The following is a 15,081-nucleotide window of genomic DNA, read 5'->3' as shown; positions in this document are numbered from 1 at the left end:
GCTCTCCCGATTTTTTAGACAAGAAACGGGCTCTTGCCTCCCCTCTCAGGGATAAGAGCCCGCCTATTTCCCAGGAAATCGTCCTAGGCAATGTATGACATCATAATTTCCAGCTGCATCAAGCCGTTGATGGCCGCCGGCAAGGCCGCCTGGCTTACCTCGCGGGAAATCACCCCGTGTTCCTGGTCAAAGTCAAAGCCGGCATCAATGACCATTCCTGCCGCGTATTCATTCAAGTCGTCATTGTCTTCCAAAGGGTTGTACTTGAACAGCAAGTAGCCGTCATCAGTCACCGTGTAGCGGCCGCCCCCTTCTTCCACCAGAACGAAGGGCTTGCGGCCATAGGCATCAACCAGGTCATTTTCGACTTCAAAAACCGTCTCGCTCCATGGGTAAAAAACCGTGTGCTTAGCTTCCCAGTCGAGATAGTCCTGCTTTAGCTGCTTCAAATCCATTATTTTCGCTCCTTTAGCACCTGCTGTCGCAGGTCCAATACCTTCTGCCTGATTTCTTCCATTGTCTTGAGATAAGTGGCATCCGCCTGTCCCGTCGGGTCGTCCAGGCCCCAGTCGACCCGCCATTTGCAGGGCAAAAATGGGCACTCAACCCCGCAGCCCATGGTCACGACTCCGTCTACCGACGGCAATTCAGCCAAGGTTTTATTGTGCTGGCCGTTTTTGATCATATCAATGCCATAGCGCTCTTTCATGATTCTAACCGCGTCGGGATTGATCTGGTCCTTGATTTCCGTACCCGCCGACCAGCTTTCAAAAGCATCGCTGGCCAAAGCCTTGCCGAAGGCTTCCGCGATCTGGCTGCGGCAGGAGTTGTGAGTACAAATAAAAGCAATCTTTTCCATTTTTGCTCCTTAAAATGCAACTGCAGTCTGCCTGCTTCTTCCAACAAGTTAATTATAGGGGTTCTTGGCCAAATAGCAAAGCTTGCCAGAAAAAAGACGGCCTGATCTGCCCGATCAAGCCGCCTTCGTGCTTTTCATCTGTTAGTCATCTTGACTAGTGGTGGTCAATTGCCCCATTCAATCGCTTGCGCCAGATCAAGTAGACCACGAGCGCGATTGGCATCAACGCCAGCTGCACCAGGTAGAACTCCCGGCCAGGCAGGTTCTTGGCGATCACCCCGGCTAGCATTGGGCCAAAGGCCATAGCTACGTCCAGGCCCAGGTAGAAGGTGCTTGAGCCCAACCCCTGCTCATCAGCCGGCGACAAAAGCAAGGCCGTTGACTGCAGGACTGAGTAGATGACCCCATAGCCAAAGGCCATGCCAGCGGCAGCCAGGGCCATCATGAAGTTGTTGCTCATGTAAGTCAAAAGCAACAGGTAAATGATGGTCGAAACAAAGCTGATCCAGAACCAGGTGCCAAAGCGCACCGTATCAAAGTAGTTCTTCAGGAAGGTCCGGATCAACAGCAAGACGACGGCATAAATCAGGAAGTAGCTCCCAACCGCCACGTTCATGTGCATTCTGTTGACATAGGTGACGATATCCGCCTGGGTGATAAAGTAAGAAATGCCAAAGCAAGTCGTCAAGATCGCCACCGGCAGGGCATTGACAGAAATGATCTTGAACTTCTTCTTGCTGCTTGCCGGCTTTGGCTTTGGCACGGCGTGGTTGGACACGAACTGGATGGAAACCAGCATGATCAAAGTGGCAATTGCCGGAATGATCATCGTCTGCCGGTAGCCGATCTTGTCGTACAAGTTGATTGAGATAGCCGGCGCCACGGACATAGCCAAGGCATTCATCAAGCCGTAGAGGCCCATCGCTGCCCCAACGTGCTGGCGCGGCACCAGAAAGGCAATCCAAGTGGTCATGCAGACGGTGCAAAGGACGTAGCCAGTACCGTTGATGATTCTGAAGAGCAGGAGCAGCTCCCCATTAGGAGCGAAAATATAGCCCACGATCCCCAGGAAGATCAGAATGCCCCCAATAAAGGACAGCTGAAATTTGGAGAACTTATCCGTCAAGTTGCCGGCAATTGGCCGCAAGAACATGGCGGCAAAGCTCATGATCCCGACGATAACCCCGGCCAGAACCGAATTGGCTCCCAGGCTTTCAGCGTAGCCGTTGATCAAAGGATTGTTGAACATGGTCCCGAACATAAAGCAGAATGAAGCGGCCATGACCAAGATCACGTCCTTGGAATAGATGGACTTGCTCTTTTCCTGGTGCATTCTCCCCGTGGCATTGGGCTTATGAGTTGATAAAGTTTGGGCTTTGGTACTCACGATTTGATTCCTCTTATCCTAATTAAGCTAAATAAAGAAGCTAACTAAATTTTGTTTGGAATTTGATCCTTAAAATCATATTAAAGGTTACCATCTTTTGGCCTAAAAGAGGGCAAAAAAAGCGTTCATTTTGCTTTTTCTCGTGGAAAAGCAAGCTGAACGCTTACAAGGAAAGACAGTGCTTAATTAATTAAACTAAAATTGCTAATCAGACTAGTAATATCTAGTCAGGCCAGCCATCATCCGTCACCTTGAATGAGACCAGCAGGCCCAAAAGGATCAAGACGATGGTGAAATAAAGGCTAAAGTGTACGCCGCCAGTAAACTTGGCGGTCATTGAGCCAGCGGTCAGTCCCTTGCCCAAAGTCAGGAAACTGGTGGACAAGGCCGTGGCCAAGGCCCCGATGATCTGCTGCATGGTGTTCAAGATGGTTGAGCCATCAGCTGATTCAGCTCCTTCCAAAGAGTTCAGGGCTGAGGTTTGGGCTGGCGACATGGCCAAAGGCGTCCCGATCATCAAGACGATGTGCGCCGTGATCACGTACCAGACCGCACTGCGGCTGCTCCCCAGGGCCAGCATTGCGGCGCCAAGCAAGGCGATCATGAAGCCGATTCGGCTTGGCCACTTGGCCCCCAGGGCGTCATACATTCTGCCGGCCAAGGCGCTGGTCAAGGCATTGACCAAGCCGCCTGGCAGCATGATCAGCCCCGTCAAGGCTACCTTGACGCCCAAACTGTTTTGCAGGTATTGGGGCAAAATGTACATCGCTGACAGGATTACGGCGAAGTCAAGCATCATCAAGATCCCGCCCAAGGCAAAGTTCTTGTGGCGGAAAACGCGCAGGTTAAGAATTGGCGTCTTCATGGCCAGCTGCCGGCGGCTGTAGAAGAAGAGGCAAACGATGCCGACCAGCAAAGTGACCAGGACCTGCACTGACAGCCAGCCGAATTCAGAAGCAAAGCTGGCCCCGGCAATCAGGCCGGAAAAAGCCAAAGCTGACAGCAGCACTGATGGCAGGTCCATTTTTGGCTTGGTCAAGCGGCCAACGTTCTTTAATGAAGTAAAGGCAAACAGCAAGCCAACAGCCAAAATAATGGCAAAAGAAAAGAACACGAAGCGCCAGGATGAAACGGCTAGAATCAGGCCAGTCAAGGTTGGCCCAATGGCTGGAGCAAACATGATGACCAAAGCCAGGACCCCGTTGACGGAGCCCAGCTTTTGCATTGGGAAGATCATCATCGCCACCGTGAACATCAAAGGCAGGATGATCCCGGTCCCAATCCCCTGCACCATCCGGCCCAGCAGGACGATCCCAAAATTGCTTCCAAGTCCAGAAACGATTGACCCACAAATAAAGGCCAGCAAGGCAAAAATCGTCAATTGCCGGGTGCTGAACCATTTGGTCAAGAAGCTGGAAAGCGGCAGGACGATCCCGATCACCAGCATATAGCCGGTAACGAGCCATTGGATTTGCCCCTGCCCGACCTTTAAGGCCGCCATTAATTGCGGCAAAGCGATGTTCAATGAAGTTTCACTGAACATGCCGACGAAGGCGCCGATCATCAAGGGCAGCATGGCCAGCCATGGATGAGCCGTCGGCACGACCGCCTTCATTGCAACATTATTTTCAGTATTTTTCAAAGATTACCTCCTGTTTTCAATCATGACAATTGATTACTTTATCAGTTTGTAGAATCTTTCGTAAGCAATTTTTGCTAAAAATACAGGGCTTTGCCCGTTTTTTTGCTTTTTTAGCTATTAAGCTTAAAATTATTAAGTCTAATTCAAAAATCAAGGATGTTTCCAGAAGATCTTATTAAATATTGAAAATCTTAAAGCAGCAAAAAAGAGGAAGTCACTGAGACTTCCTCTTTCCTGCTTAGTAAATTTCTTAGCTGAGAGCTGATTTTAGTAGTTGAAGTAACGCTTTACTTCCCATTGTGAAACAGATTGCGTGTAAAGTGACCATTCAGTTTCCTTCATTTCCAGGAAGCTGTCAACGATGTGTTCGCTAAAGGCTGACTTAACGACGTCGTCTTCCTTGAAGGCCTTGATCGCATTGTGCAGAGTTGATGGCAATGGCTTGATGCCAAGGTCAGCGCGTTCTTCATCGCTCATTTCGAACAAGTTTGAAGTTACTGGCGCCATTGGCAGCTTGCCTTCCTTGATCCCGGTCAAACCAGCCTTCAGGCAGGCTGACAGGAGCAGGTATGGGTTGGCAGTTGGGTCTGCTGAACGCATTTCCAAACGAGTGCCGATTTCGTTGGCGTTTGGAATCCGGACCATTGGTGAACGGTTGCGGCTAGCCCATGAAATGTAGACAGGAGCTTCAAAGCCTGGAATCAAACGCTTGTATGAGTTGACAGTTGGGTTGGCAACGCAGGTAATCGCGCGGGCGTGTTCCAAGATGCCGTTCAAGAAGGTCAAGGCAGTCGTTGACAGGTGGTATTGGCCATCCTTGTCGTAGAAGGCGTTCTTGCCATCCTTGAACAAGGACATGTTGGTGTGCATCCCGTTGCCGGCCAGGCCTTCAACTGGCTTAGCCATGAAGCAGGCGTACAGGTGGTACTTGCGGGCAATGGTCTTGACAACCATCTTGAAGGTTTGCAGCTTGTCGGCAGTTGCCAAGGCGTCGTCGAAGCGGAAGTCGATTTCTTGTTGGCCGTCACCAACTTCGTGGTGGGCAGCTTCAACGCGGAAGCCAAGCTTTTCCAAAGTTTCAACGATTTCACGGCGGCAACGGGCGCCTTCGTCTTCAGAAGCCATGTCGAAGTATGAGCTGCTGTCGCATGGCTTGATGGTTGCTTCCCCATCCTTGCCTTCCTTGAAGAGGAAGAATTCAGCTTCAAAGCCAATGTCGAATTCGCTGAAGCCCATGTCGTTCATTTCCTTTACGACCCGCTTCAGGTTGTTTCTTGGGTCCCCTTCAAATGGAGTGCCGTCAACGTTGTGAACTGAGCAGATCATCCGGCCAATGGTCCCTTCTTCTGGAGTAGTCCATGGCAAAACGGTCCAAGTTGACAAGTCTGGGTACAAGATCATGTCGGATTCTTCCAAGCGAACGAAACCGTCGATTGAAGAACCGTCAAAGCGGGTTTGGTTGCCCAGAACGTCATCCAGTTGGCTGACTGGAACTTCCAGGTTCTTCAAAGTCCCGTTGATGTCAGTGAACGCCAAGCGCAAAAAGCGAACGTTCTTTTCTTCTACTTCTTTACGGATTTCTTCTTCAGTAATAACTTTGCTCATTGTTTCACCTTTAAAAAAGAATAATTTACTATCAATTACTCAATTGGCTCTGTGTCAATCGATGTATTAACAGTAACACTCAGCCGGCCTCAGGTCAAATTGGTCTAATGAACTTTTTAATTAAAAAGGGATTTTCCCGATTTTACTTAAAAAAAGTATTTTTTACAGCATTTGTAACCGCAATCTTATCATGGGCGTAAGTCAGTCCGCCTTGCATGTACAGCGCGTATGGCGGGCGAATTGGTCCATCAGCTGAGAACTCCATCGTTGAGCCGGAGACAAAGTTGCCGGCGGCCATGATGACCTTGTCCTCATATCCAGCCATCGCTGATGGGATTGGATCAACGAATGAGTCAACAGGCGAATTTTTCTGGACTTGCTTGGTGAAATCGATCATCTTTTGCGGATCACCAAAGATAATGGTCTGAATCAAGTCAGTGCGGGGCTCATTCCATTTCGGGCTGACTTCATAGCCCAGCTTCTCCAGCAAGGCAGCAGAGTAGATCATGCCCTTGATGGCTTCGCCAGTGGTGTGCGGTGACAGGAAGAAGCCTTGGTAGAAGTCGTGCATATTGGTCAAAGTTGCCCCTTCTTCCCGGCCGATGCCTGGCGCACTCAAGCGGCAAGCGGCATTTTCGATCGTTTCGTGGGTGCCGACGATGTAGCCGCCAGTCTTCGCATAGCCACCACCAGCGTTCTTGATCAAGGAGCCCGCCATAAAGTCAGCACCGTATTCGGTTGGCTCATGCATTTCGGAAAATTCGCCATAGCAGTTGTCAATGAAGACCAGGCTGTCTGGGCTGACCTGCTTGACAAAGGCGATCATAGTCTTGATCTTGTCCACCGTGAAGCTCGGGCGGGTGTCATAGCCACGGGAGCGCTGAATGACCACGATGTGTGGCCGGTCGCGCTTGAGGACCTTTTCTGCTTCCTCGTAGTCGACCTCGCCGTCTTTAAGCGGCACATGCGAAAATTTGATCCCCTTCTGGATAAAAGTCCCGCGCTTGTCTGGAGTCAAGCCGATAACGTGCTGCATCGTGTCATACGGCATGCCAGTCAAGTAGGTCAAAGTATCGCCTGGCAGCAGGTTTCCTTCCAAAGCGACAGCCAAAGTGTGGGTCCCGGAAACGAATTGCGGGCGCACCAGGGCATCTTCTGTCTGAAAGACCTGGGCATAGATTCTTTCCAGCTTGTCGCGCCCCTCATCGTCATCGCCGTAACCGTTGGTCCCCTTCAAGTCTGATTCGGCAACCGCATTGTCCACGTAGGCCTTTAACACCTTGGCCTGGTTAAAGACGACTTGCTCGTCGATCTGGGCCAGGCGCGGCGCAATTTGGGCGTCGACTTCTTTAACGATTTTCGCTAATTCTTCAGGTAAATTATTCATTTCTAACCTTCATTCATCCAATCTTCTACTCGGGTAACGATTTTCTCAAAACAGTCCGGATCATCCAGGGGGTCAAACCACTCAACCGGCAACTTGTTCCTAAAGTAGGTCAGCTGCCGCTTGGCATAGCGGCGCGAGGCCTGCTTGAGGCTGCTTACGCAGTCAGCCAGGCTGGCTGCGCCGGCAAAATAAGGAAAAAACTCCTTATAGCCGATCGCCTGCAAAACCTGATGCTCCTTGGCCCGGTTCTGGTAGATGAACCTGGCCTCATCAAGCAGCCCTTGGTCCATCATCAGATCCACGCGCTGGTTGATCCGCTCATAGATCTTGCTGCGGTTGCCGTTTAGGCCAATGATCAGGTAGTCATACCTGGGCTTGATCTCTTTTTGCTGCTTTGAAAACAAACAACCAGTCCGGCTGATCACCGTCAGGGCTCGCAGAGTCCGCCGGGAATTGGCCGGGGGAATCTTGGCGGCGGCTGCCGGGTCCTTGTTGTTCAGCTCTCTCCACAAGGCTTCCGGGCCCTGTTTAGCCAAAAAATCCTGCCATTCCGGTGCAATTGCCCGCTCCTCATCAGCCCGGTCGCCCAATTTCAAGTCATTCAGCAAAGCATTGACGTAAAAGCCGGTTCCGCCCACCAAGAGCGGGAAGCGGCCCTTGGCCGTGATCTGCTTGACGGCGGCTTGAGCCTCATCGACAAAATTCTTGACTGAGTAGTCATCAAAAACCGAATGCTGGTCGACCAAGTAGTGGGGAACCTGCGCTTGCTCCTCTTTGGTAGCCTTGGCCGTCCCCACGGCAACCTCCTGGTAGATCTGCATGGAGTCGCCGGAGATGATTTCGGCCTGGATTTTCTGGGCCAGACGGATGGCCAGGCTGGTCTTGCCAATGGCCGTCGGTCCAACGATTGCCACAATCTTCTGCATTTTGTCCTCCATTTTTCTATCACTAACCATGATAAACCAAAAAAGCTTGCTTGAGAATTGATCTCAGCAAGCTTTTTAAAGAGTTGAATGATCTTTTGGGAACTTCTTAGTTCTTTGACGCCTTCTTGCGCCCGTTCCATTCTGCAAAGCCATCCTTCAAGTAGGAGACCTTGCTAAAGCCATGCTTGCGCAAAACGCCCACGCAGCGCAGGGTCATGGTCAATGAGTCTGAATACAGGTAGACTGGCAGGTCTGGCCGCAATTCAGAATACTGGTACTTGAACATGGTGTAGGGGATGTTGCGGGCCCCATCGATATGGGAGTGCTTGAACTCGTCAGCCTCGCGCACGTCAATGATCTGGGCCTTGTGCATCCCGCTCTTGAATTCATCATTGGTCAGTTCCCCGCCAAAGCGCTTGGCCTGGATGCGGTTGTAAGCCCAAAACCCAAGGAAGACCAGCAGAATCACGGCCAGGATGATATCTAAAACGATCAAAAAAGTACTCATAAACTTATGTGCTCCTTTTGCAAATCAACATAACTACAATGATACCGCTAAAAGCCTTCAACCGCTAGGACTTGTCTGCTTTCTTTTCCCGTTCCTGGCGCTCTTCGTATTCGTGCTCGCGGTTAAGAATCATCTTGGCATTCAAAAAGGTCCGCTGGTCCAAGACGCCGGCCCGGTAGATGTTGTCCAGCTCAATCGCCATCAGCTCAATATCCCACTTGCGCTTGCCCACGTGGACTAGGACGCCGTACTCTTCCAGGAGCTGCTGGACGTCATAGAGGGTCTTCATGACTTTTCTTCTCATAGATTGATCACCATCCCCAAGCGAACCGTCACGACTACGTAGACGGCCAAAAGAACCGTGGCCAGCATCCGGCTCCAAAAGCCGAACTGCTTGTAAGTCTCGTCTCCCAGCAAAGCGGCCAGGAGCAGCCCGCTGATCAGTCCGCCCAAGTGGCCCAAGATGTCGACGTCAGGCATGAAAATGTCCAAAAACAGGTTGATGACGGCCAAAGCCAGGGCCTGCCGGCCCAAGAAGCTCAGCAGGTCGCTTTCCTTGTTCTTGAAGCCGACCACGGCCATGGCTCCCATGATGCCGAACAAAGCCGTGGAAGCCCCGGCCCCAAGGGAATTGTCATTGCCAAAGGCCAGGCTGAGCAGGTTGCCGCCAACGCCTGAGGCCAGGTACAAAAGCAAAAAGCGCAGGTGGCCGAAAATCGGCTCAGCATACTGGCCAATGTACCAGATCATGATCGCATTGGAGGCAATATGCATGATCCCGATGTGGAGAAACTGGGCCGTAAACAGCCGCCACCATTGATTTTTCATCACGATGGCCGGATTGTACGTGGCCCCCAGCTTCAGCAAGACGGACGTATTCTCCGACCCGCCCAGCAATTCTTCAGCAATAAACACGATAAACAGGACAACCACGATCAAAGTCGTCATATAGTTCTGCTGGCTGCGTCTCATAAATTTACCTGTCCCTTTCCTGGTCTGCTGCTTTCACGGTTAGCAGACAATCGACTGGGTAATCAAAGGCTTCCGCCCCCCAGACGGCTTCCGGGTAGAGCATGACAGAATTGACCAGGGAAATGGTTTGCGGCCGGTATTTGGCCAAAAAGCGGTCATAATACCCGCCCCCAAAACCCAGGCGCTTGTGGTCACTAGCACTGAAAGCCAGCCCGGGCACGATCAAAAGGTCCAGGTCATTCTTGACGGCGGCAGACCGGTCCGCCACCTCCATGACCCCAAACTTGGATTTTTGCAAGACCGTGCTTGGCTCATAGCGGACAAAGTCCATGCTCTTGTCCGGATTGCTCTTGGCCAGCCAGACCCCCTTGCCTGCTTCCCAAAGCTGGGCAATCAGGTTGGAGGTGTCAACCTCACTGGCCATGGAATAGGTCACCCCTATATCATTTGCCTCCCTTAATTGCGGCAGGCGCAAGGCCTTCCGGGTCAAAACCGCGTCTTCTTTCTTTTTCTCCCCGCTCTTGGCAAAAGCCGCCAATTTGGCGATCTGCTGCTTGCGGAAAGTTCCCTTGTCCATATTCTGCCTCCCAAAATCAGCCAAATAAAAAAGCAGGTCGGAAGGACCTGCCATCTTTATTACTTAGTTTCACGGTGAAGAGTAACTTGTCTTTCGACTGGGCAATACTTCTTCAAGGTCAAACGTTCTGGATGCTTACGCTTGTTCTTCTTGGATAAGTAACTTCTGTCGCCACATTCAGTGCATTCCAAAATGATGTTTTCTGCCATTGTTTTCACCACCTACAAATTAATATCTGACTGTCCAATGATAACATTTTATGAAAAAGAGAGCAAGTTTTTTTGCCACTAATTCGTGAACTGGCCCTTGTGCAGCTTGTAGTAGGACGTAACCATCGCCTTGGCCAGGTCCTTGTTGTAAGATCCTTCCAAGTTTGGATTAAAGCCGGCAAAGACGATCGCGAAGGCAATCTGCGGGTTGTTTGATGAAGCCCAGCCAACCATGGTTTCATTGATCAGCTCCGTGTCGGTCGACTTGCCAGTCTTGGCATTGTAGTAGAAAGTCTGGGCCGTCCCAGTCTTGGCTGAGATGGAAGGCTTGACGCTCTTCAAGCTGTGGGCCGTCCCCCAGGCATTGCTCCCGTGGGTGACCCGGTAGAAGCCGTCTTTGATGACGTTAAGCTCAGACTGGGTCCATGGAATCTTGAACTGGACGGTTGGCTTCTTGTTATAGTAAGCCGAGAAACGCTTCCCGTCACTGGAGGTATGGCCGATCGACTTGACTACGTATGGCTGCATCCGGTAGCCGCCGTTGGCAATGGTTGACACGTATTGGGCCAGCTGAATTGGCGTATAGGCATCATAGTTCCCATAGGATTCGTCCAGGACGGAACCGGATCTGATCAAGCCAGTCTTAGAGTCAAAGGAGGAGCCTTGAATCCCGGAGCTTTCCCCAGGCAGGTCGATCCCGGTCTTTTGCCCCAGGCCAAACATGCCAAAGTTGTTGCGCAGGGTCTGGAAGGCCGTCTGCGGCATGTGGATGTAGGACTTGGCTACATAGCCGGCTTTGATCCAGCGCAGGGTCAGCTGCATCATGTAGATGTTTGAAGAAACTTCCAGGGCACTTGGCGCGTCCAGGGAGCTGAAGGTCCCAACTGGGTAGACTGACTTCTTGACTGGTGAGCCGGGCAGGTAGATCGGCGTATCAGGCAAGGTGGAGTTGCTTGGAGTAATGACCTTGTTGATCAGGCCGCCTGCCACCTGTGCCCCCTTGACGACAGAACCCATGACGAAGGACTGGTTGATGTTGCCCAAGGCATTGTCGGTGATCTTCTGCTTTGATGGATCATAGCTGATTCCGGACAAGGCCAAAACTGCCCCCGTATTAGGGTTGATAGCCACGGCGTAGGCCCCGCTGGACAATTTGGCTGCTCCGGCACCGATGGCCTTCTTGAACTGGGTCTTCAAAGCTTTCGTGACCTCAGCCTGGTACTTGGCGTCAATCGTCAGTTTCAGGCTGGCCCCAGACTGGCCGGCATAAACCTGCTCAGTCTTGGAGACCTTGCCGGACTTGGAGGTCACCTTGTAGCTGGCCTTGGTCCCCTTCAGCAGGGCCTCATATTCCTTTTCAAGATATGAAGTGCCGACCCGGTCGTTTCTGGAGTAGCCATTGACCAGGTAGTACTGCAGGTTGTCGCTTGGCAAGCCGGTCTTGGTCGTGGAAACGGACCCGATGATGCTCTTGATGGATGAGCCATTTGGGTAGTAGCGGTTCCAGTCGGTCCCGATCCCTACGCCCGGCAGATTTGACAAGTGCTCGCCAACCTGGGCGATTTCCTTGTTGGTCAGGCCGTTGGACTTCAGGTTGATCGTGGACAGGGTCGTAGCCCCGGACATCTTGTTGTAGATCAAGGCTGCCGTCTTCTCCTTGCTGGTCAAAGAAGGCTTGAGCTGCTTTTCAACGTAGGCCACTTCATAGTCGTTGATCTGGCTGGTTGACAGGCTGGTCTTCTTCTGGCTCTTAGGCAAGGCCTTCTTGACCTTGGCCTCGCGCTTGCTGTCAGCCAGGTAGTAGTCGGCTACCATTCTTTCAGACGGCTTTTCATCCGTAATTTCGATATAATTGCTAAGGGCATTGGCAACCTTGTACATGGTCGTCGAGCTAGTCGACAGGCCACGCGTATAGGTTACCGCGTTGATCGCCTTGTTGCCGACCAGAATCCGCCCTTGGGAGTCATACATGATCCCCCGCGGCACGGACTTGGAAACCGTGTTTTGGTCGGTTGAATCGACTTCCGCGGCAAATCTTGACCCGTAAGCCAGCTGCAAATAGGCCAATTGGCCGATCAAAGCGGCAAAAAGGATTAAAATAATACCTACCAGGATTTTCATTCTGAGAGGCGTATTCGCGGTTTGACTTCCGTTGCCAGTCCCGCTATTCTTTCTGAAATAACTCACGATAAATCTTCCTCACTAAACTAAAGACATTTTAACAAAAAGCCGTTCGCAATTCTATCACATCGGAGAGGAGTTAGATAATTCTTAATGTGTCCGCAAAAACTCAAAAACCGCTGCTCTAAAATCTTCAGTCTCAGCGCGCTGCCCTACTGGTTCAGCTTCCTCCTGCCGGCCCTGGTCTTTTTTGCCTATTTTGCCAGCAAGGGCTATAACGTCCTGACGGTGGACCTTGGCCAGCAGTACGTTGATCTGCTGGCCTTCTACCAAAAGAACCTCCTGACCCATCCCTTGCGCTTGATCTATACCTTCGCAAGCGGCTTAGGCAATTCAATGCTGGGAACGGATGCCTATTACCTGCTCAGCCCCTTCAACCTGCTGCTCCTGCTCTTTCCGCAAAAGCAGCTGCCCCTGGCCATCCTGGTCCTGATCTCCGTAAAGATCGGGGCCATTGGCCTGGCCAGCTATGAAGTCTGGCAGACCAAATACCCGCTTAGAAGCGCCACCGCCCTGGCGGCCAGCCTGGCTTATGCCTTGTGCGGCTTCGTGGTGGCCAACAATTTGAACTTGATGTGGCTGGACACCCTGTACCTGTTGCCATTTTTGATCCAGGAGATCGACCGGCTCTTCGTCAAGCATCCCCTGGCAGGCAAAAGCCACTTGGTCCTAGTCACCTTCCTCATCTGGTTTACCAACTTCTATACCGGCTACATGGCCCTGCTGTTTGGCGCGCTCTATCTGTTTTCCCGGATGGTCATCAACTGGTCAAAAACCGACGCCAAGTTCATCTGGCGGGCCTTTGGCCGCTACCTGTCAGCCAGCATCATTGCCAGCTTCCTCTGCCTGTTCGTGCTCTTGCCGACTCTAGCCGAGCTGCTTCAGGGCAAGGCCGATTCTGACGCCGTCTGGTCCTTCAGCTGGCAGTTTGCCCCCCTCAAGATCTTGGGCAAGCTGGCTGTAGGCTCCTACAGCTTTGGGGAAATGGAGGACGGGATGCCCAACCTCTTCATCGGCAGCGGCTTTCTGCTGGTCGCTTTGATCTACTTTTTTGACCAGCGAATCAAGCTTAAAGAGCGCCTGGCCAATTTCGCCCTCTTCTTCTTCCTAGTCCTATCCCTGGACTTTACTCCCCTGGTCTTGATCTGGCACATGGGCCAGTTTCCAGTCTGGTACCCGGGCCGCTTCAGCTTTATTCTGGCCTTTTTCGCCCTTGACCTGGCCTTGGCGACCATCAGCCAGCCGGTCACCTTCTCCTTGCTCCAGAAAATTCTGGCCTCGCTTTTCGCGGCTGGCTTGGCGATCTATTTGATTCTGAATCCCAACCACCTGAATTTCTTGAGCCAGGATGACGTCCTGGCCAGCTGCCTCTTCCTCCTGACCGCGCTTTTGTATATCTTTTTCATCCATGGCTTTCACAAGTACGGGGCCTACTACCTCTGCCTATTGGCCATGGCCGAAATGTCCCTCAACTTAGTCTGGTCCCTGAACGCCTTGTCCTACCAGAACAATCAAGACTACTCCAAGTTCGCCGTCAACGTGAGTGAAGCCGCCAGCTGGCAGCAAAAGCACGATCCTACCCTTTACCGGCTGGAGAAGAGCTTCAGCCGGTCAGATGATGACCCCTTCACGGGCGGCTACTACGGAATCACGACCTTCAATTCCATCAGCAACCGGGCGGTCTCAAGCTTCATGGCCAGCCTGGGCTACGTCCACAACAGCAACTCCTACACCAACCAGGGCGGCACCTTGATCACGGACAGCCTCCTGGGCATCAAGTACTACCTGCAGCCCAACTATTCAGCTGACGGAGTCTCCGCCAAGGCCCGGATGGCTTATGACAACCTGATCCACCGGGCTGACCTCTTCAACTACTATCCAAGCAAGCAGTTCAAGCAGGTCAGCATCCTCAAGAACCAAGCGGCCCTGCCCCTGATCTTTGCTACTGACGCCAAGACGACTGCGGTCAAGTTCGTCAACGACGATCCGGCGGCCAACCAGGAAATCCTCCTGGCCAAGCTGACTGGACAAAAGCGGCTCAAGCTGTTTGACGACCTGAATCTGCCGGCCTACAAGCTGTCCAACCTGAAAGCCAAGTCCGACAACGCCCTGGCCTTCAGCAAGGTTAATCCGGCCAAGCCAGCCAGCATCACCTTCTACTTCACCCCCGACAGCAACGATTCCTACTACTTTGAGCTGCCAAGCGGCTTTGACTTTAAAAAGGGCTCCCTCACGGTCAACGACATCTTCTATGACTTTGAAAGCCGCGACGACCAGACCCGTTTGGTCAATATTGCCTCGGGGCAAAAGGGCAATGAAATCAAGATCGTCTTCACCCTGCAAAAGAACTCGCTTGACCTCTTTGGCGCCCGGATCCTGCACCTGCAAAACCAACAGGCCAGCCAGGCCTTGGCCAAGTTGCGCCAGCCCAAGCTCAAGCTTTTCCAGGCAGGCAGCCTGTGCATCAAGTCCAGTGCCTTCACGCTGGCCAAGAGCAAACGGCTGGCCTCGACCATCCCTTATTCCGCGAACTGGCTTGTCTATGACCAGGGCCAGCGGGTAAAAACCGGCAAATACGCCAATGCCTTCTTGACCTGGAAGCTGGCCAAGGGCAAGCACCAGCTGACCTTAATCTACGTGCCCTGGCTCTTTCTTTTCAGCAGCCTGCTTTCCTTGATCACCCTGCTCCTTTACAAGATTTGGAGCCGGCTTAGCGCGATCAGGCACCCTGACCAGAATGGCAATTATCCAATTTAAAAATGACAGCAAAAAGCGCTGAACAAAGCTAATTTGTTCAGCGCTTTTCTTGCTGTGCTTAAAATAACCGC

At 52.0% G+C, this 15,081-nt stretch carries 14 protein-coding genes; 1 reads left to right on the top strand and 13 read right to left on the bottom strand.

From position 1 onward, the window contains the following. Positions 1-83: 83 nt before the first annotated feature. From FYJ62_RS03280 to FYJ62_RS03220, 13 genes are all read right to left on the bottom strand, one after another. Positions 84-455, bottom strand: a complete 372-nt coding sequence (locus FYJ62_RS03280) for a hypothetical protein (RefSeq protein ID WP_154547698.1) — start codon at positions 453-455, stop codon at positions 84-86. Next, entirely contained in the window at positions 455-859 is a 405-nt protein-coding gene (locus tag FYJ62_RS03275) for an arsenate reductase ArsC (protein ID WP_154547696.1), read from the bottom strand. Before FYJ62_RS03275 ends, FYJ62_RS03280 begins: the two co-directional genes overlap by 1 nt. 154 nt (positions 860-1,013) lie before the next feature. After that, positions 1,014-2,192, bottom strand: a complete 1,179-nt coding sequence (locus FYJ62_RS03270) for an MFS transporter (protein WP_154547793.1) — start codon at positions 2,190-2,192, stop codon at positions 1,014-1,016. Between the two features lie 277 nt (positions 2,193-2,469). Beyond that, positions 2,470-3,888 carry a DHA2 family efflux MFS transporter permease subunit gene (locus tag FYJ62_RS03265; RefSeq protein ID WP_154547694.1) on the bottom strand — a complete coding sequence of 473 codons (1,419 nt, stop codon included), beginning with the start codon at positions 3,886-3,888 and terminating at the stop codon, positions 2,470-2,472. A 267-nt stretch (positions 3,889-4,155) separates the two neighbouring features. Continuing rightward, positions 4,156-5,493, bottom strand: coding sequence for a type I glutamate--ammonia ligase (gene glnA / locus FYJ62_RS03260; RefSeq protein WP_154547692.1), 1,338 nt, complete (start codon positions 5,491-5,493; stop codon positions 4,156-4,158). Positions 5,494-5,635: 142 nt separating this feature from the next. Further along, positions 5,636-6,880 (bottom strand): methionine gamma-lyase family protein, encoded by a 1,245-nt coding sequence (locus tag FYJ62_RS03255; protein WP_154547690.1) that lies wholly within the window; start codon positions 6,878-6,880, stop codon positions 5,636-5,638. 2 nt (positions 6,881-6,882) lie between these two features. Next, positions 6,883-7,806, bottom strand: coding sequence for a tRNA (adenosine(37)-N6)-dimethylallyltransferase MiaA (gene miaA, locus FYJ62_RS03250; protein WP_154547688.1), 924 nt, complete (start codon positions 7,804-7,806; stop codon positions 6,883-6,885). A gap of 106 nt (positions 7,807-7,912) precedes the next feature. Continuing rightward, positions 7,913-8,314 carry a rhodanese-like domain-containing protein gene (locus tag FYJ62_RS03245; protein ID WP_154547686.1) on the bottom strand — a complete coding sequence of 134 codons (402 nt, stop codon included), beginning with the start codon at positions 8,312-8,314 and terminating at the stop codon, positions 7,913-7,915. Positions 8,315-8,378: 64 nt separating this feature from the next. Beyond that, positions 8,379-8,603: a YqgQ family protein gene (locus tag FYJ62_RS03240; RefSeq protein WP_154547791.1), complete on the bottom strand. Its 225-nt coding sequence runs from the start codon at positions 8,601-8,603 to the stop codon at positions 8,379-8,381. Positions 8,604-8,614: 11 nt separating this feature from the next. After that, positions 8,615-9,286 carry a rhomboid family intramembrane serine protease gene (locus FYJ62_RS03235; RefSeq protein WP_154547684.1) on the bottom strand — a complete coding sequence of 224 codons (672 nt, stop codon included), beginning with the start codon at positions 9,284-9,286 and terminating at the stop codon, positions 8,615-8,617. Between the two features lie 4 nt (positions 9,287-9,290). After that, the gene (locus tag FYJ62_RS03230) at positions 9,291-9,863 is read right to left on the bottom strand and encodes a 5-formyltetrahydrofolate cyclo-ligase (RefSeq protein ID WP_154547682.1); all 573 of its coding nucleotides are present in this window, start codon (positions 9,861-9,863) and stop codon (positions 9,291-9,293) included. Positions 9,864-9,922: 59 nt separating this feature from the next. Further along, positions 9,923-10,072, bottom strand: a complete 150-nt coding sequence (gene rpmG / locus FYJ62_RS03225) for a 50S ribosomal protein L33 (protein ID WP_008461198.1) — start codon at positions 10,070-10,072, stop codon at positions 9,923-9,925. Positions 10,073-10,150: 78 nt separating this feature from the next. After that, complete coding sequence (locus FYJ62_RS03220) at positions 10,151-12,259, bottom strand: penicillin-binding protein 2 (protein WP_326831983.1); 2,109 nt, start codon at positions 12,257-12,259, stop codon at positions 10,151-10,153. Between the two features lie 87 nt (positions 12,260-12,346). On the opposite strand from FYJ62_RS03220, the gene FYJ62_RS03215 reads away from it, so the two are divergent. Next, positions 12,347-15,010: a YfhO family protein gene (locus tag FYJ62_RS03215; RefSeq protein ID WP_154547680.1), complete on the top strand. Its 2,664-nt coding sequence runs from the start codon at positions 12,347-12,349 to the stop codon at positions 15,008-15,010. Positions 15,011-15,081: the final 71 nt, after the last annotated feature.

This window comes from Lactobacillus porci (genome assembly GCF_009695985.1).
Taxonomy (GTDB): domain Bacteria; phylum Bacillota; class Bacilli; order Lactobacillales; family Lactobacillaceae; genus Lactobacillus; species Lactobacillus absianus.
Note: the sequence above shows the minus strand (reverse complement) of the source record. Positions and strands in the feature narration are given on the sequence as shown.